Origin of the sequence: Caballeronia terrestris (assembly GCF_001544515.1) — a bacterium.
Lineage (GTDB): Bacteria > Pseudomonadota > Gammaproteobacteria > Burkholderiales > Burkholderiaceae > Caballeronia > Caballeronia terrestris.
In genome coordinates this window covers 100,107-117,617 of the sequence record NZ_FCOL02000016.1, presented here as the reverse complement: position 1 = coordinate 117,617, position 17,511 = coordinate 100,107, and the positions used below count along the sequence as shown (strand labels likewise).

Here is a 17,511-nt window from a genome sequence, read left to right as displayed (position 1 = left end):
TGCGGGCTGCTAGCACAAATCAACATACATCGGAGAAACACATCATGGTCGAACTGCATACGAACCACGGCATCATCAAGATCGAACTGGACAGCGAGAAGGCGCCGAAGTCGGTCGAGAACTTTCTTGCCTACGTGAAGAAGGGCCACTACGACAACACCGTGTTCCATCGCGTGATCGACGGCTTCATGATCCAGGGCGGCGGCTTCGAGCCGGGCATGAAGCAAAAGCCGACCGACGCGCCGATCGACAACGAAGCCAATAACGGCCTGAAGAACGACAAGGGCACGCTCGCGATGGCGCGCACGAACGACCCGCATTCAGCGACCGCGCAGTTCTTCATCAACGTAGGCGACAACGACTTCCTGAACCATTCGTCGCCGACGCCGCAGGGCTGGGGCTACGCCGTGTTCGGCCGCGTGGTCGACGGCCTCGATATCGTCGAGAAGATCCGCAAGGTCAAGACGGGCTCGAAGGGCTTCCACCAGGACGTGCCGGTTGACGACGTGGTGATCGAGAAGGCTGTCGTCGTCGAGTAATGACCGACGTTACGCATCTCGATGCGCAAGCAGCGGGGACGGCGAGTGATTCGCGCCCGCTGTTTTTTATTGCCGATCTGCATTTGAGCGACGCGATCCCGCAGACGGTCGCGGCGTTCGAACACTTCGTGACCGTCACGGCCAGCGAGGCCGATTCGGTGTTCATCCTCGGCGATCTGTTTGAATTCTGGGTCGGCGATGACGTGCTCGACGCATCGGTCGATCACCAACGCGCGCGTTTCGCGCGGCGCATGACGAAGCTGATGCATACGCTGTCCGAACGCGGCATCGCGCTATATATGATGCACGGCAATCGCGATTTCCTGCTCGGCCGGCGCTTCATGAAGGAAGCTGGCGCGCTGCCGCTGCCCGATCCATTCGTAATGACGGCGTTCGGCACGCGCATCGTGCTCGCGCACGGCGACGCGCTCTGCACGGCTGACTCCGGTTATCAGCGGTTTCGACGCTTTGCGCGCAATTCGCTCGCACAACGTCTCTTTTTAGCGTTGCCGCTGAAAACACGCCTCGCGATCGCCGAACGCATGCGCTCGAAAAGCGAAGGCGCGCGCATGATGCCGGTGTCGTCGAAATACGATGTGACGCGCGAGGGCGTCGCGCAATTGTTCGCGTCGAGCGGCACGCATACGATGATCCACGGCCACACGCATCGGCCGGCGCGGCATCGCGAAGCCGACGGCACGCGCTGGGTCATCCCCGACTGGGAACTCGACCACGGCGAGCGGCGCGGCGGTTATCTGCGCATCGACGCCGCCGGTATTCGCGCGCTGCCGCTCGAATAGGCGAAACGGATCAACGCCGCGCCGCCTCCCCTTCCATCGCCGCCGACAGCCGCTTCAGGTCGATCAGCGCGGCGCCATCGATACCGTTCAACGCTTCGAGCCGTGCGCCGAGCTTCTCCAGCGCCACGACGATTTCGTCGACGCGCTGCGTTTGCGTCGACGCATGGTCGATCAGGCCGTGGATCGCGAGCGAGACGGGATCGTCCGCGTTCGGCGTGATGCCGTACGCGCAGAAGCCACCGCTTGCGGACGCGCGCGCCGGATCGGCGGGACGCTCGGTTGCGGGTACCACGATCCGTGCCGGATTGCCGACCGCCGTGCCGCCCGCCGGCACCGGCTTCACGACAACCGCGTTCGAGCCGATCTTCGCCTCCTCGCCGATCGTGAAGCCGCCAAGCACCTTCGCGCCCGCGCCGACGATCACGCCGCGCCCGAGGGTCGGGTGGCGCTTCGCGCCGCGCGCGAGCGACGTGCCGCCGAGCGTCACGCCCTGATAAATCGTGCAGTCGTCGCCGATTTCCGCCGTCTCGCCGATCACAACGCCCATGCCGTGATCGATGAACACGCGCCGCCCGATCGTCGCGCCCGGATGAATCTCGATGCCGGTCAGGAAGCGCGCGATCTGCGAGACGAAACGCCCGAGCCAGCGCAGATCGCGCGTCCAGCACGCGTGCGAGAACCTGTGAAGCTGGATCGCGTGAAAGCCCGGATAACACGTCAGCACTTCCCAGGCGCTGCGGGCGGCGGGATCGCGCTCGCGGATGGCGTCGATGTCTTCGCTCAGGCGTTTGAACATGTCGATGGCTCGGTGAGTGACGGCAAGGGGAAAAGCCGGGAACCGCGTCGTTCGGGCTTTAGCACGAAACGCGCAATCCTTATCTTGAATTTTGCCGATTGTAGGACGAGCCTGCCGGTTCTGCTCGATGTCCCCGCTCGCGAAGCGGTCGGGGACATCGAGCGCGGTTCGCCTCAGTCCTTCCTCACGCGCAGCAGAATATGCTTCGCGATGCCGCGCAGGATGTTCACCTCTTCGCGCTCGAGCCCGGAACGCGCAAAAAGCCGCCGCACACGCGACATCAGCCTCTTCGGATTCGCGGGATCGAGGAAATCGAGCGCGATCAACGCGTTTTCGAGGTGCGCATACATCCCTTCGATTTCGTCGCTCGACGCGTTCGTGCCGACGCTTTCCACGTCCGGCAACGTCTCCTGGAACGCCAGCCGCAGCTCGTAAGCCAGCACCTGCACCGCTTGCGACAGGTTCAGCGAGCTGTACGCCGGATTGGCCGGAATGTGCGCAAGCGCGCTGCAGCGCTCGACGTCGGCGTTCGAAAGGCCCGTGCGCTCGTTGCCGAACACGAGCGCGATGTCGCCGTGCCGCACGAATTCGTGTGCGCGTGCGGCGGCCGCGCGCGGTGGAAGTTGCGGCGGCCCGTACTCGCGCTGGCGCGCGGTGAGCGCAACAGACCAGTGCACGCCCGCGAGCGCCTCCGCGAGCGATTCGACGACGACTGCGGACGCGAGCACGTCGTCTGCGCCGCTCGCCATCGCGATCGCTTCGGGCTCGTCTTTTACGTGCGGCACGCGCGGCGCGACGAGCACGAGCCGCGAAAAGCCCATCGTCTTCAGCGCGCGCGCCGCCGCGCCGACGTTGCCGGGGTGGCTCGGCTCGACGAGCACGAAGCGTGTCGACGTGAAACCGCCGCTCAGGTTGGGGGAATCGAGCGAGTCCAAAGCGTGTTCTGCCGGTGAGATGAAATGAGCCGTCATGGTAGCGCCTCCCACGCCTTGCCTGAACTAGCCGGAAGCAATAGGAGTCGACTGAATCCCGCTAAGACAGTCTTACTTCAGGTAAAATACCGCCTTCGCGCGACACGAACGCCGTTTCTTCGCTGCCCGCCCCGCTCTTCTCCAATTCGTCTTCCGTCGACATTGTCGTTGTCGCCAACTTCCGGTTTCCCGCGCTCTCGCGAGGCGGCGCCGGCCAAAGGATCTCGCTCATGCATCCGATGCTCAATATCGCTGTCAAGGCCGCCCGCCGCGCCGGACAGATCATCAACCGCGCGTCGCTCGACCTGGACCGCATCCAGGTCAGCAAGAAGCAGCACAACGATTTCGTGACGGAAGTCGACAAGGCGTCCGAAGCCGCCATCATCGAGACGCTGCACACCGCCTACCCCGACCACTCGATCCTCGCCGAAGAATCCGGCAAGGACGACCGCGAGTCCGAATTCCAGTGGATCATCGATCCGCTCGACGGCACCACGAACTTCATCCACGGCTTCCAGTATTACTGCGTGTCGATCGCGCTTGCGCACAAGGGCATCGTGACGCAAGCGGTCGTCTACGACCCGACGCGCAACGACCTCTTCACGGCATCGCGCGGACGCGGCGCTTATCTGAACGAGCGGCGGATTCGCGTCGGCAAGCTGGACCGGCTGGCGGATGCGCTCATCGGCACGGGCTTTCCGTTCCGCGACGGCTCGGGCCTGAAAGACTATATGAAGCTCTTCTCCGAAATGACGCTGTCGTGCGCGGGTTTGCGCCGTCCGGGCGCAGCGGCGCTCGATCTCGCGAACGTCGCAGCGGGCCGCATGGACGGCTTTTTCGAGCAAGGCATCCACCCGTGGGACGTGGCAGCGGGCAGCCTCATCATCACCGAGGCGGGCGGGCTGGTCGGCAATTACACGGGCGAATCGAATTTCCTGCATGAGAACGAGATCGTCGCGGGCAATCCGAAGGTGTACGCGCAGATGATCAAGATCCTCGATCCGTATTCGAAAACGCGACAAAGCGCAACGTAACTCGCAGCGCGTTTTCTTCGCATGGAAGGGAAAGGCGGCTTCGGCTGCCTTTTTTGCTTTTGGGAGCGAGCCAACACGCTGGGCACGTTTGTGCACGCTATTTGCGGCTCCGCTACAGTGCATTTCTTTGCCCGCACCGGCCCGCCCGGCAAGCGTTCTCCCATGAAAAAAGGCTTCTACACGATCATCGCCGCGCAGTTCGTCTCATCGCTCGCCGACAACGCGCTCCTGATCGCCGCAATCGCGATGCTGACGATGATCAAATCGGCATCGTGGATCACGCCGCTTCTGCAAATATTCTTCACGATTTCCTACGTGCTGCTCGCGCCCTTCGTCGGTGCATTCGCCGATGCACTGCAAAAGCGCCACGTCATGTTCATTTCGAATGCGCTCAAGGCGGCGGGCTGCGCGCTGATGATCGCGGGCGTGCATCCGATGATCGCGTATGGCGTTGTCGGCCTCGGTGCCGCCGCGTACTCGCCGGCCAAGTACGGCATCCTCACCGAACTGCTGCCGCCCCACAAGCTGATCCCGGCGAACGCGTGGCTTGAATCGGCGACGGTCGGCTCGACGATCCTCGGCACCGTGATCGGCGGCGCGCTCGTCAGCCAGTACGTGGAGCGCTGGGTGTCGGGGGCGCATTGGCCGCTCGTGCACACCGCCGCCGACGCCGCGTTGTCCGCCGTCATGCTGATTTACGCGGCGGCGGCCGTGATCAACATCGGCATCCCCGATACCGGCGCGCGCTATCCGAACCGGCTCGCGGAACCGGCGCTGCTCATCGGCGATTTCTCGCACTGCTTCAAGGTGCTCTGGTCCGACAAGCTCGCGCAGATCGCGCTCTGGGTCACGACGCTGCTTTGGGGCGCGGCTGTCACGCTGCAACTGCTCGTCCTCAAATGGGCCGATGCGAACCTCGGGCTGTCGCTGTCGAAGGCGGCGGTGCTTCAAGGCGTGACAGGTATCGGGATCGCGATTGGCGCGGCAGCCGCCGCCGCGTTGATTCCGCTGCGGCAGTCGCTGAAGGTGCTGCCGATCGGCGTGGTGACGGGCGCGGTCGCCGTGGCGATGGCGTTCTACAACAAGGACCTTTTTCCATCCACAGCCGGCGTGCATATCGGGCCGCTCTTCGCGCCGGCCTATATCCTCGGGGCGTATCCGCTGATGATCCTGCTCGGAAGCCTGTCGGGGTTTTTCATCGTGCCGATGAACGCGATCCTCCAGCATCGCGGCGCGACGCTCCTCTCTGCCGGACACTCGATCGCCGTGCAGAACTTCAACCAGAACCTCGCCGTGCTCGCGATGCTCGGGTCCTACGCGCTGCTCCTGACGACGCAGGTGCCGGTGGAGTGGATCATCGTGATCTTCGGCGTGTTCGTCTGCGCGATGATGTCGCTCGCGATGCGCCGCCACGCGAGAAACGAACGGCAGGTCGATCTGGGCGCGCTCGCGGGCGAATGAGATCGAGGAACGGGACTTGCTGACGGGTGTAATCTCCCCTTGTTGCCCCGCGAGAGGATGCAAAAACAAGCGGGGAACGATGAGGCGGGGGCTGAAGTCGTAAATACCGGACGGCTCGTCACGCAACCTTGGCGCCGCGCGCCCAGGTGCCCGAACGAGCCGCGATTTTCTTTTTTTCGGCACGTCAAAAGGAGCAGCAAATGGGATTGTTCACACGTTCGACGCTCGATAGCAAAATCAACGGCGCAGCCGACCTGGGCCAGCGCGCCGTCAGCGGAGCAAGCGACGCGGTCGATAGCGCCAGCAGCCAGTTGCGCAGCCTTCTGGACGATCTGGACAGCTCGATCCGCGACGCCAAGGATCTCGATGCGGACAAGCTCCGCAAGGAATTGCAGGCCAAGCTGAAGACGGTGCGCTCGCAGATGGACGGCGCGGGATCGGCCGTGACGGCGAAGTTGAACGATGCAGCCGGTTACGCCGACGAATTCGTGCACGACAAGCCGTGGCATACGCTCGGCGCCGTGGCTGGCCTGGCGTTGCTGGTCGGCTTTCTCGCGGGACGTTCTTAAATAAGTCTCGCCGCTTCTGACCCTGACGCCCGCTGCGAACGACGGTTCGCGGCGGGCGTCGTCGTTTCATGGTGTTGCGTGGGGGTTAGCCGATCAGCCGAGGGCGCGGCTTCAGCGCGACGGGTTACACTCTCGCCCTATATGACCGGTTCGTCTGGCAACCGGTTTTCCCGCACCGAACGCACGCAAGATGGGCACTCATACCGCAACTCCCGAATCAGCAGGCGCGCAGGCGGCGGCCGTCGATCTGTCGCACCACACGCCGATGATGCAGCAATATCTCCGCATCAAGGCGGAGCACCCCGGCACGCTCGTTTTCTATCGGATGGGCGATTTTTACGAGCTTTTCTTCGACGATGCCGAAAAAGCCGCGCGCCTCCTCGACCTGACGCTCACGCAGCGCGGCGCATCGGGCGGCAATCCGATCCGGATGGCGGGCATCCCGCATCATTCGTGCGAACAGTACCTTGCGAAGCTGGTGAAGCTCGGCGAATCGGTGGCGATTTGCGAGCAGATCGGCGACCCGGCGACGTCGAAGGGACCGGTCGAGCGCAAGGTCGTGCGCGTCGTCACGCCGGGCACGCTCACCGATGCCGCCCTCCTCTCCGACAAAAGCGATGTCTATCTGCTCGCGCTCTGCCCGTCGCACAACCGGCGCGGCGTGGTGACGAGCGTTGGGCTCGCGTGGCTCAATCTCGCGAGCGGCGCGCTGAGGCTTGCGGAAGTCGCGCCCGAGGAAGTCGGCGCGGCGCTCGAGCGCATCCGGCCGGCGGAGACGCTGATCGCCGATTCAATCACCGATATCAACGCGTCGTTCAGCGTGCCGAACATCGGCGCGACGACGCGCGTGCCGGCCTGGCATTTCGATGTCGCGTCGGGCGGCCAACGGCTTTGCGAGCAACTCGACGTCGCGAGCCTCGACGGCTTCGGCGCGCATTCGCTCACCTGCGCATCGGGCGCGGCGGGCGCGCTTTTGCTCTACGCCGCCGCGACGCAAGGCCAGCAATTGCGGCACGTGAGAAGCCTCAAGGTTGAGCACGAATCCGAATACATCGGGCTCGATCCAGCCACGCGCCGCAATCTCGAACTCACCGAGACGCTGCGCGGCACCGAATCGCCGACGCTCTGCTCGCTCCTCGACACCTGCTGCACGACGATGGGCAGCCGTCTTTTGCGCCACTGGCTGCATCATCCGCCGCGCGATGCGTCGATTGCGCGCGCACGCCAGCAGGCGATCGGCGCGTTGCTCGAAGCACCGTCGGGCGCGAGTCTCGAAACGCTGCGCGTGGCGCTGCGGCAGATCTCGGACATCGAGCGGATCACGGGGCGCCTTGCGCTGCTGTCGGCGCGTCCGCGCGACCTGTCGAGTCTGCGCGATACGTTCGCCGCGCTGCCGAAGCTGCGCGAACTGCTTGTCGCCGTGCGCACGAACGCGGCCGCGCTGGAACGCATCGACGACGCGCTCGAACCGCCGCGCGAGTGTCTCGACCTGCTCGTCGCCGCGATCGCACCCGAACCGGCGGCGCTGATCCGCGACGGCGGCGTGATCGCGCGCGGCTACGACGCCGATCTCGACGAACTGCGCGACATCTCGGAAAACTGCGACCAGTTCCTGATCGACCTCGAAACGCGCGAGCGCACGCGGACCGGCATCGGCAACCTGCGGGTCGAGTACAACAAGGTGCATGGCTTTTATATCGAAGTGACGCGCGGCCAGACCGACAAGGTCCCCGACGACTATCGCCGCCGCCAGACGCTGAAGAACGCCGAGCGCTATATCACGCCCGAGCTGAAGGCGTTCGAGGACAAGGCGCTCTCCGCGCAAGAACGCGCGCTCGCCCGCGAGCGCGCGCTGTACGACGCGCTGTTGCAGAATCTGCTGCCCTTCATCGCGGATTGCCAGCGCGTGGCGCAAGCGCTCGCCGAGCTCGATCTGCTCGGCGCGTTCGCCGAACGGGCGCGCGCGCTCGACTGGGTCGCGCCCGAGTTCGCTGCGGACGCCGGTATCGATGTCGAGCAGGGGCGGCACCCGGTCGTGGAGGCGCAGGTCGAGCAGTTCATCGCGAACGACTGTTGCCTATCCACCGAACGCAAGCTGCTGCTCATCACCGGCCCGAACATGGGCGGTAAATCGACGTTCATGCGGCAAACCGCACTCATCGCGTTGATGGCGTATGTCGGCAGCTACGTGCCGGCGAAGCGCGCGCGTTTCGGCGCGCTCGATCGCATCTTCACTCGCATCGGCGCCGCCGACGATCTCGCCGGCGGCCGTTCGACGTTCATGGTCGAGATGACGGAAGCCGCCGCGATCCTGAACGACGCGAGCGCATCGAGCCTCGTCTTGATGGACGAAATCGGCCGCGGCACTTCGACCTTCGACGGCCTCGCGCTCGCGTGGGCCATCGCGCGGCATCTGCTGTCGCATAACAACTGCTACACGCTCTTCGCCACGCATTATTTCGAATTGACGCAGTTGCCCCACGAGTTCGCGCATGCGGCGAACGTGCATCTGTCGGCGGTCGAGCACGATCATGGCATCGTATTTCTGCACGCTGTGAACGAAGGCCCCGCGAACCAGAGCTACGGCCTGCAGGTCGCGCAACTGGCGGGCGTGCCGTCGGCAGTGATCCGCGCGGCGCGCAAGCACCTCGTGCATCTGGAGCAGCAGTCGATCGGCCAGCCGTCGCCGCAGTTCGATTTGTTCGCGGCGTCGCCTTATGCGGAGGATGCCGCGGAACCCACGCCAGCCGCAACCGCACCGGAGCATCCTGTGCTCGACAAGCTGCGCACGCTCGATCCTAATGATCTGCGTCCGCGCGACGCGCTCGATCTGCTCTACGAACTGCATGAACTGGCGACGTCCGCGCCGGATGCATCGCGTTAATCTGACCGCGGCGGCATCGCGTACGTTGCTCGCCGTGCTCTTGTGCGGCGTGCTCGCCCAACAGCACGTCGCTGCCGACGACACGCCGCTCAAGTTCGCCATCATCGCCGACGCGCTGACGAAGCCCGCCGACGAAGCGCCCACGCGCCAGATGCTCGATACGATCGCACGCGATCGCGACATCGCGTTCATCGTCTACGACGGCAACATCAAGGGTCCGGCGGAGCCGTGCCGCGACAAGGTATTCGAAGCGCGCCGCGACTTGCTCGACGCGTCGCGCAAGCCGCTCGTCGTATTGCCCGGACAGCACGACTGGACCGACTGCGGACTTGCGCAATCAGGCGCCTACGACCCGGTCGAACGGCTCGATTTTCTGCGACAACTTTTCTTCGCCGATGCCAACGCGCTCGGCGCCGCGCCTCTTTCCGTCACGCGCGAAAGCGAAGTCGCGCGATTTCGAACGTTTCGTGAAAACGTGCGCTGGCAGTCGCAAGGCGTCGCTTTCGTCGGCGTAAACGCACCGAGTCCGAACAACCATTATCTGACAGCGGGCGGTCGCAACGGTGAGTTCGAAGACCGCGTGATCGCGAACACGTTCTGGCTCGAACACGCGGCCGAGTGGGCACGGCGCGCGGATCAGCGAGCGTTAGTCGTCATCCTGCAGGGCGATCCCGATTTCACGCGCTACGAACGCCGCGACCGTTTCGCGTGGCTGCGCTTTACGCGTAACAACCCGCCGCGCGATGGCTTCGTCGAATTCAAGCGCAGTCTCGTAAAAATGGCGAACTCGTTCCGTGGTCCGGTGATCGTGATCCACGGCTCGGAAACGTCGCTGCCGGCGGGGTATCGCATCGACCAGCCGCTGCGCGATGAAAAAGGCGCGGTCGTCGCGAATCTGACGCGCATCGCGATCGCGTTCAAAAAACCGCAAGCGCAATGGCTCGAAGTGCAGACGAATGCCGGATGGCGACCGCCGTTCAAGGTCGATCTGCGCGATGTATCGGGACGCAGCAAGACGGTTGAAGCGAACGAGCCGGCGACTGTCGAGCCTGCGCCTTCTCCGCCGCGCGACGACCTGCCGCCGGCCACGCTGACGCCGATGCCACCGATCCTCACGCCGCCGCCCGCCCTCCCACCGATTTTGCCGACGCCCGCATCGGGCGTGCAGAACGGCATTTATCGCGCGGCGCCCGCGAGCGGCGCCGGCGAATGAAAAAGGGCGCAGCCCATGCTGCGCCCTTCTCGTTCAAACTGGTCCGACTCTCAATGCAATGTCGGACCCGAAACCTTGCCCGGTTCTCCTTCGGCGTCGTCTTCGTCCTCATCGAGGATTTCGAGGCCGTCCGCGCCGTGCGCATGTTGATGCTGGATTTCGTCTTCGGTCGCGGTGCGCACCTCCTGCACCGACAGCGCGAAACGCAGCGCCATGCCCGCGAGCGGATGATTGCCGTCGAGCACGACCTTGTCCTCGGCGACATCCGTGACCGTGTAGATCAGCGAATCGACGTCTTCTTCGCCGTCTTCCGGCGTGCCTTCGAACTGCATGCCGACTTCGAGCGGTTCGGGAAAGCGACTGCGCGCCTCGACCTTCACGAGTTCGGGATCGTACTCGCCGAACGCGTCCACGGGTTCGAGTTGAAGCTGGGTCTGGTAGCCGGCTTCTTGGCCGTCGAGCGCTTCCTCGATCTTGGGGAACGTGCCATCATAGCCGCCGTGCAGATAGACCATCGGCTCGTCGCTTTCCTCGATCAGATTGCCCTGCGCATCCGAGAGCTTGTAAGCGACTGATACGACGGTGTCTTTTGCGATTTTCATTGGATTCTCCAAGATACAAGCCTCAATTATACGATGCCAACGCGGCCCCTAGATGCAACCGCCGGCCGGCCTGAAGCGCCGCTGCCGGACGAAGTCACTCCCCTGTTGGGCAACCGCACGCCCGCGCAGTTCATGCGCCGCTACTGGCAGAAAAAGCCGCTCTTGATCCGCCAGGCGATCCCCGATATCCAGGCGCCTCTGACACGTGATGAGCTCTTCGACCTCGCCGATCTCGACGACGTCGAGTCACGCCTGATCACGCACTTTCGCAAGACGTGGGCGCTGGAGCACGGTCCCTTTGCGCCTGACGAATTGCCGCCGGTGAAAAAGCGCGAATGGACGCTCCTCGTGCAAGGCGTGAACCTGCACGACGACCGCGCGCACGCGCTGATGAACCGCTTTCGCTTTATCCCCGATGCGCGCCTCGACGACCTCATGATCTCCTATGCGACCGATGGCGGCGGCGTAGGCGCGCATTTCGACTCCTACGACGTCTTCCTGCTGCAGGTGCATGGTAAACGCCGCTGGCGGATCGGCGCGCAACGCGATCTCACGCTAAATCCGGGACTGCCGTTGAAAGTTTTACAGCATTTCGAGCCGGAAGAGGAATGGGTGCTGGAACCCGGCGACATGCTGTACCTGCCGCCGCACATCGCCCACGATGGCGTGGCCGAGGGCGAATGCATGACGTGCTCCATCGGCTTTCGCGCGCCGTCCACCCGCGAGCTCACGGGACAGTTCCTCTACCACCTTGCAGAGCGCTCGACTGACGCGGATTCCGCCCCTGCGCTCTACCGCGATCCAAAGCAGGATCCGGTCGCTCATCCGGCGCAGCTTCCCTCACTACTCGTCGACCGGGTTGGCGCGATCCTTGCGAACGTCAGTTGGAATGAAAAGGACGTGGCATCATTCCTCGGGTCGTATTTGAGCGAGCCGAAAGCGAATGTGGTCTTCGATCCGCCTAATCGCCCATTGAATGAGCAAAAGTTTGTTGAGCGCATTCAGAAGTCCGGTGTGCGACTCGATCGAAAAACGATTTTGCTTTACGACAAACGCTCGTATTTCATCAATGGCGAGGCGGAGATATTCGATTCGAGAACCAAAAAATGGCTCCCCGAATTGGCCGATAAACGGCTCTTGGAGGCGAAACGCTTTGTAACACTTGAAGACGATTCGTCAGAGACAGCCTTACTGCACGAGTGGTATCGTGCGGGCTGGATTCAGGTCGACGCCTGCGCCTGACGTCATGCGTCTTGCTGTTCCGCAGTGTTAAAATTTGTATGAGAAAGACAACGTATTGGCCCCGCATTTATCGACGGTCAGTACGAAAGTGCATATAATTTCCGCCCAAGCCGTGGAAAGTCTCACACATCCAATAAAATGTGGGTCTCCACAGCGGCCCGGGTCGGTGTTGGAGCACACATTACCGGTACTTTGCGCTGTTGCTTACCTTTAACCATAAAAGGACGTGATCATGAAGAAATCTCTCCTCGTAGCATCCCTGTTGGCTGCTGTTGCTCTTGCTGCATGCAACAAGTCTAGCGATACGGCTGCTCCGAGCGCTGCAAGCGAAGCCCCGGCTGCCTCGGCACCGGCCGCCGCAGCTGCATCGGACGCAAACACGGCTGCATCGAGCGCTTCGGCCGCTGCTAGCGACGCTTCGGCTGCTGCCAGCGACGCTGCTGCTGCTGCTTCGGCTGCTCCGGCATCGGGCGCAAGCCAGTAAGGTTTGCGTGCGGGTCTCCTTGCGAGACTTGCGTAAAAAGCCGGCTCTCGAGCCGGTTTTTTTACGTCTGTACCTATGCAGGATTATGCAAGATGGATCATAACGTGAGCCAGTCGAAGCCCTCTGCCTGAGTCGCGACGACGACATCGACAGCCGATACCCCCAGCACCGCCGACAACGCCGCCTGCGCCAGATGCGGCAGGTTGTTCTGCTGGCTCAAGTGCGCAGCCACGAGATGGCGCAGTTTAGAACGATCGAGCGCGGCAAGGATGCCTGCAGCCGCGTCATTGTTCAGGTGTCCGTGCATCCCGCCGATGCGCGCCTTCAGCGACGCCGGGTAGCGGCTCGTCGCGAGCATCTGGAGATCATGGTTGGATTCGAGGACAAGCGCGTCGCAGCCGCTCAGGGTGCTCGTGATGTGCGGTGTCGAGACGCCGACATCGGTCAGGACACCGAGACGGCTTGCGCCGTCCGAGAAGACGTACTGCAGCGGTTCGCGCGCGTCGTGCGGCACGGTGTACGGCAGCACGCTCAGGTTGCCTATGGTGACGCTCTCGTCGCCCCACAGCACGTGAAGGTCGACTGGAGCCTCGTCGGCACCGACCGCACGCGCCGTGCCCCAGCTCATGTGCAACGGAATCGACCACTTGCGCGCGAGCGTCAGCGCGCTGCCGATATGATCCGTGTGCTCATGCGTAATGAGGATCGCGTCGAGATCGTCGACTCGCAGTCCCAATCGGCCTAGCCGGCGTTCCACTTCCTTCGCTGAAAAACCGCAGTCGAGCAGCACGCGCGTGGTGGTCGTGCCGCACTGCGCCTCGACGAGCAACGCGTTGCCTTCACTGCCGCTGCCGAGGCTCGCGAATCGCACGGCCCGTGCTCAGTTCAACTGCGCGTGCAACAGCGACACGATGCGCTGCGCATCCGTCGAGCTATCCAGTTGACCGTTCGCGTCGACGACTGCGACCTGCGTCAACGAATCCGCTTTCGGACGCACGTTCACGAGGAACTGGCGCGTCGGCTTCGGCGTGTTACTGGAGAAGAACTTGCTGAAAAGGCCGTCCTTCTTCAGCTCCTGCATCGAGTCCGAGTAGTGCACGTAATACAGGCCCTTCTCGCGATCGCGGTTGTCGACCGTGAAATTCGTGCGGTCGAGCGCAAGGCCCACGCGCAACCACGCGCGATCGAACGGTTCGGCGATGTCGAGCGTCGACGAACTGCCCGATTGCTCCACCGCCACTTTCGCGCCCGCCGGACGCGCTTCGGTGATCAACTGCTTCGCCTGCGCGTCTGTGAGGCCGAACTTCTCCATGATCTTCGCGAGGAACGCGGCCTCGAGCGCCGGATTGCGCGGACGCGCTTCCCAACGCGACGACGTCTTGTCCTGCCCCGTCAGCACTTCTTCCATTGCACTGTGAGTGACGGAGATGTCGGTCGAGCCGTTTGCCGTGCGATCGACCTGCGTGCGGAACATGTCGCGCGTGCCCGACGAATACGCGAAATCGACCAGCTTGCCGATGCTCTTGCGGAACCAGTCGTCGGGGATGTTCGCGCGGTTTTCCGCCCAGTCGGTCGTCATGATGCCGGTGGCGGGTGCATCGGTCTTGAGCGTGAAGCCGTTGTCCGTCCAGAACTCCTGCAACTGCGGCCAGATCTGATCAGGTGTCCGGCCGTCGACCACGAGGAAGCGGCGGTCGCCGTCGCTCTCGACGTGCATGCCGTACGGGTCTTGCGCCGTCGGCACGCCGAGCGTCGCGTTGCCGGCCGGCGTGAGCGCGCGCTGCGCGCCGCCGCCGAGCGAGTTGACCTTCGGCGGCGCGGCGTAGCGCTGGCTGATGTCGGCGGTGGAGAGATCGGACGGGACCGTCAGCGCGGGCGCGGTTTCAGCGGCCTTGTAGTTGACGCGGTCAGGGGCGAGCCAGTCGTTGAGCGTATCGCAACCCGAGAGCGCGACGACCGTTGCAAGGCCAAGCGACAGCGCGCTCAGGCGCGTGGCGTGAGTGGAAAGTGCGGATCGTTTCATGGGGTCCTTCGTGATGCTGAAAGCGCGTTGCCTGGAGCAGATGCCAAGAACGGGGTCGATAACGAGGTCGGCGAGCGACGGTTGATGACTGGCTGCGTGACGTTCGATGACTTGCGGCGGCGCGGTGCGATGCATTCGGCGCGCCGCCGCGTGTCATCAGGCCAGAAGCCCTGATTCGCGCAACGCGTCGCGCACGATGTCGTGATAACGCGCGTCGAGCGGCGTGAGCGGCAGGCGGATGCCACCTTGCATGCGGCCCATTTCCTGGAGCGCCCACTTCGCCGGAATCGGATTCGATTCGCAGAAAAGCTGCTTGTGGAGCGACAGCAGGCCGAGATGAATCTTGCGCGCGGTGATCGCGTCGCCTTCGAGCGCGGCGCGGCAGAGCTGGCTCATCGCCTTGGGCGCGACGTTCGCCGTCACCGAGATGTTGCCGTGGCCGCCGAGCAGCATCAGCGCGATCGCGGTCGGATCGTCGCCGCTGAAAATTGCGAAATTCGCGGGCGCGTACTTGATCAGGTGCGCGGCGCGGTCAATGTTGCCCGTCGCTTCCTTCACACCGATGATGCCCGGCACGTCCGCAAGACGCAGGATCGTCTCATTGTTCATGTCGGCCACGGTGCGGCCCGGCACGTTGTACAGAATGACCGGCAGATCGACCGATTCCGCGATCTTCACGAAATGGCGATACATGCCTTCCTGGGTCGGCTTGTTGTAATAGGGAACGACCTGGAGCGTGGCGTCAGCGCCGACCTTCTTCGCCGCCTTCGACAATTCGACTGCTTCGGCCGTGGAATTGCCGCCTGCGCCCGCGATGATCGGGAAGCGTCCAGCCGTATGCTCAACGGCCGTCTGGACCATCAAAACGTGTTCTTCGACCGAAAGCGTGGCCGACTCGCCGCTCGTCCCCACCACGACGAGACCGTTCGAGCCTTCCGCGACATGCCAGTCGATCAGCTTTCGAAACGCCGGCAGATCGAGACTACCGTCCTCGTGCATCGGTGTGACGATGGCAGGAATGCTGCCGCGGATCTGGATGCCGCCGTGTGTTCCGTTTGTCATGAAACGCTATGAATTTAATGGGTAAACCGCGATTGTAGCGGATTAGTCCACCAACTCGTAACGCGGCGGGTTCAACGCATTGTTACGAATGGTGAGGTCGATTGAAGATCGGTCCGGCTCGCGGACCGCGCAGATTCGCTGCACACAGGATGCGCGCGGAAGGGCCGTGAAACCATCCTGATAAGCGATGATTCGCAGCCGCGCGTGAAACGCGTCGATCAGTTCGCCGGGTGTGAGCAGAAACGCCGGATTCGACGGCTTGCCGACCGTTTCGTTGCCCAAAGCGAAGGTTTCGTAGATCAACACGCCGCCGGGTGCGAGAGCATCGGCGAGATGGGGGAAGAGCGGCCGGTGCAGGTAGCGCGTCACGACGATCGCGGCAAACGTCTGATCAGCCGGCAACGGCCACGGCGCGCTTTCGAGATCGGCGGCGAGCGTCGTGATGCGCTCGACGCCCGCCATCGAACCGAGCGCTTCGCCATCACGGTCGATGGCGAGCACCGCATGTCCGCGCGACGCGAACCAGCGCGCATGCCGGCCGCTCCCCGAGGCGACATCGAGCACCGCCCCGCCCGCCTCGACGAGATGCGACCACTTGCACACCCACGCGCTCGCCGGATCCGCCATCAGTTGTACGACAGCCCCATCGCCTCGCGCACGTCGCGCATGGTCTCGGTGGCGAACTTGCGGGCTTTGTCGCAGCCGTCGGCGACGATCGCACGCAACAGCGACGGATCGTCCATGTACTTCTGCGCGCGCTCGAGCATGGGCTGCTGCTCGCGCAGGATGCCGTCGATCACCGGCTGCTTGCACTCCAGACACCCGATGCCCGCGGTCCTGCAACCCTTTTGCACCCACTCGTGCGTGGCTTCGTCGGTATAGGCCAGATGCAGTTGCCATACCGGGCATTTGTCCGGATCACCCGGGTCGGTGCGGCGCACGCGCGCGGGGTCGGTCGGCATTGTGCGGACCTTTTTCGTGATGGTTTCCGCGTCTTCGCGGAGGCCGATCGTGTTGCCATACGACTTAGACATCTTCTGCCCATCGAGCCCCGGCATACGCGATTCGGACGTCAGCAAAACCTGCGGCTCGACCAGAATCAGCTTGCGCGCGCCTTCGAGATAGCCGAAAAGCCGCTCGCGATCGCTCATCGACAGGCTCTGCGACTCCTGCAGCATCGCACGCGCCTGTTCGAGCGCTTCGTCGTCGCCTTCCTGCTGGTACGCGACGCGCAGCTCGTGATACAGCTTCGCGCGCTTGCCGCCGAGCTTTTTCGCGGCTTCGAGCGCTTTTTCCTCGAAATCCGGCTCTTTGCCGTACAGATAATTGAAGCGACGCGCGATTTCACGCGTCATCTCGACGTGCGGCACCTGATCCTCGCCGACCGGTACGAGCGACGCGCGGTACAGCAGGATGTCGGCCGCCATCAGCACCGGATAGCCGAGAAAACCGTACGTCGACAGGTCCTTTTCGCGCAGTTTTTCGATCTGTTCCTTATAGGTCGGCACGCGCTCGAGCCAGCCGAGCGGCGTCGCCATGCCGAGCAGCAGCGACAGTTCCGCGTGCTCCGGCACCCGGCTCTGGATGAACAGCGTCGCCTGCGCCGGATCGATGCCGGACGCGAGCCAGTCGATCAGCACTTCCCAGACGTTCTTCTCTATGACTTCGGGCGTTTCGTAATGCGTCGTCAGCGCGTGCCAGTCGACGACGGCGAAAAAGCACGGGTACTCGGATTGCAGCCGCACCCAGTTTTTCAGCACGCCGTGATAGTGGCCGAGGTGCAGCGTGCCGGTCGGCCGCATGCCTGAGAAGATACGGTCAGGGAACATGG

At 63.6% G+C, this 17,511-nt stretch carries 17 protein-coding genes; 9 read left to right on the top strand and 8 right to left on the bottom strand.

All coding sequences use genetic code 11. The features are described from left to right. Positions 1-44 precede the first annotated feature (44 nt). Entirely contained in the window at positions 45-539 is a 495-nt protein-coding gene (locus AWB67_RS15920; protein ID WP_087657211.1) for a peptidylprolyl isomerase, read from the top strand. Continuing rightward, complete coding sequence (locus tag AWB67_RS15915) at positions 539-1,339, top strand: UDP-2,3-diacylglucosamine diphosphatase (protein WP_087657210.1); 801 nt, start codon at positions 539-541, stop codon at positions 1,337-1,339. The genes AWB67_RS15920 and AWB67_RS15915 overlap by 1 nt, the downstream gene beginning before the upstream one ends. A gap of 10 nt (positions 1,340-1,349) precedes the next feature. Here AWB67_RS15915 and cysE read toward each other — a convergent pair whose 3' ends face one another. Both cysE and AWB67_RS15905 read right to left on the bottom strand, forming a co-directional pair. Beyond that, positions 1,350-2,135, bottom strand: a complete 786-nt coding sequence (cysE, locus tag AWB67_RS15910; RefSeq protein ID WP_087657209.1) for a serine O-acetyltransferase — start codon at positions 2,133-2,135, stop codon at positions 1,350-1,352. 173 nt (positions 2,136-2,308) lie between these two features. Next, on the bottom strand, positions 2,309-3,106 hold the full coding sequence (locus AWB67_RS15905) for an RNA methyltransferase (protein WP_087657208.1): 798 nt from the start codon (positions 3,104-3,106) through the stop codon (positions 2,309-2,311). A gap of 230 nt (positions 3,107-3,336) precedes the next feature. On the opposite strand from AWB67_RS15905, the gene AWB67_RS15900 reads away from it, so the two are divergent. The 5 genes from AWB67_RS15900 to AWB67_RS15880 all read left to right on the top strand — a co-directional run bounded on the left by AWB67_RS15900 (position 3,337) and on the right by AWB67_RS15880 (position 10,267). Then, positions 3,337-4,140, top strand: coding sequence for an inositol monophosphatase family protein (locus AWB67_RS15900; protein WP_087657207.1), 804 nt, complete (start codon positions 3,337-3,339; stop codon positions 4,138-4,140). A 162-nt stretch (positions 4,141-4,302) separates the two neighbouring features. Next, the gene (gene lplT, locus AWB67_RS15895) at positions 4,303-5,601 is read left to right on the top strand and encodes a lysophospholipid transporter LplT (RefSeq protein WP_087657206.1); all 1,299 of its coding nucleotides are present in this window, start codon (positions 4,303-4,305) and stop codon (positions 5,599-5,601) included. Between the two features lie 200 nt (positions 5,602-5,801). Further along, the gene (locus AWB67_RS15890; protein ID WP_087657205.1) at positions 5,802-6,170 is read left to right on the top strand and encodes an ElaB/YgaM/YqjD family protein; all 369 of its coding nucleotides are present in this window, start codon (positions 5,802-5,804) and stop codon (positions 6,168-6,170) included. A 190-nt stretch (positions 6,171-6,360) separates the two neighbouring features. After that, entirely contained in the window at positions 6,361-9,054 is a 2,694-nt protein-coding gene (gene mutS / locus AWB67_RS15885; protein WP_087657204.1) for a DNA mismatch repair protein MutS, read from the top strand. Beyond that, positions 9,017-10,267 (top strand): hypothetical protein, encoded by a 1,251-nt coding sequence (locus tag AWB67_RS15880; RefSeq protein WP_087657203.1) that lies wholly within the window; start codon positions 9,017-9,019, stop codon positions 10,265-10,267. Before mutS ends, AWB67_RS15880 begins: the two co-directional genes overlap by 38 nt. Positions 10,268-10,317: 50 nt before the next feature. On the opposite strand, the gene AWB67_RS15875 is transcribed toward AWB67_RS15880, so the two are convergent. After that, positions 10,318-10,869, bottom strand: coding sequence for an FKBP-type peptidyl-prolyl cis-trans isomerase (locus AWB67_RS15875; RefSeq protein ID WP_087657202.1), 552 nt, complete (start codon positions 10,867-10,869; stop codon positions 10,318-10,320). Positions 10,870-10,902: 33 nt separating this feature from the next. Between AWB67_RS15875 and AWB67_RS15870 the strand changes: the two genes are divergently transcribed. Together AWB67_RS15870 and AWB67_RS41855 are read left to right on the top strand one after the other, a co-directional pair. Continuing rightward, positions 10,903-12,111, top strand: coding sequence for a cupin domain-containing protein (locus tag AWB67_RS15870; RefSeq protein ID WP_087657201.1), 1,209 nt, complete (start codon positions 10,903-10,905; stop codon positions 12,109-12,111). A gap of 232 nt (positions 12,112-12,343) precedes the next feature. Then, positions 12,344-12,595: a hypothetical protein gene (locus AWB67_RS41855; RefSeq protein WP_235007615.1), complete on the top strand. Its 252-nt coding sequence runs from the start codon at positions 12,344-12,346 to the stop codon at positions 12,593-12,595. Positions 12,596-12,692: 97 nt separating this feature from the next. Here AWB67_RS41855 and AWB67_RS15855 read toward each other — a convergent pair whose 3' ends face one another. The 5 genes from AWB67_RS15855 to AWB67_RS15835 all read right to left on the bottom strand — a co-directional run bounded on the left by AWB67_RS15855 (position 12,693) and on the right by AWB67_RS15835 (position 17,509). Further along, the gene (locus tag AWB67_RS15855; RefSeq protein WP_087657199.1) at positions 12,693-13,466 is read right to left on the bottom strand and encodes an MBL fold metallo-hydrolase; all 774 of its coding nucleotides are present in this window, start codon (positions 13,464-13,466) and stop codon (positions 12,693-12,695) included. A 9-nt stretch (positions 13,467-13,475) separates the two neighbouring features. Then, positions 13,476-14,618, bottom strand: coding sequence for an NlpB/DapX family lipoprotein (bamC, locus tag AWB67_RS15850; RefSeq protein ID WP_087657239.1), 1,143 nt, complete (start codon positions 14,616-14,618; stop codon positions 13,476-13,478). Positions 14,619-14,774: 156 nt separating this feature from the next. Beyond that, positions 14,775-15,680 carry a 4-hydroxy-tetrahydrodipicolinate synthase gene (gene dapA / locus AWB67_RS15845; RefSeq protein WP_087657198.1) on the bottom strand — a complete coding sequence of 302 codons (906 nt, stop codon included), beginning with the start codon at positions 15,678-15,680 and terminating at the stop codon, positions 14,775-14,777. Between the two features lie 42 nt (positions 15,681-15,722). After that, complete coding sequence (locus tag AWB67_RS15840) at positions 15,723-16,307, bottom strand: class I SAM-dependent methyltransferase (protein ID WP_087657197.1); 585 nt, start codon at positions 16,305-16,307, stop codon at positions 15,723-15,725. Next, complete coding sequence (locus AWB67_RS15835; RefSeq protein ID WP_087657196.1) at positions 16,307-17,509, bottom strand: tryptophan--tRNA ligase; 1,203 nt, start codon at positions 17,507-17,509, stop codon at positions 16,307-16,309. Before AWB67_RS15835 ends, AWB67_RS15840 begins: the two co-directional genes overlap by 1 nt. Between the last annotated feature and the right edge of the window lie 2 nt (positions 17,510-17,511).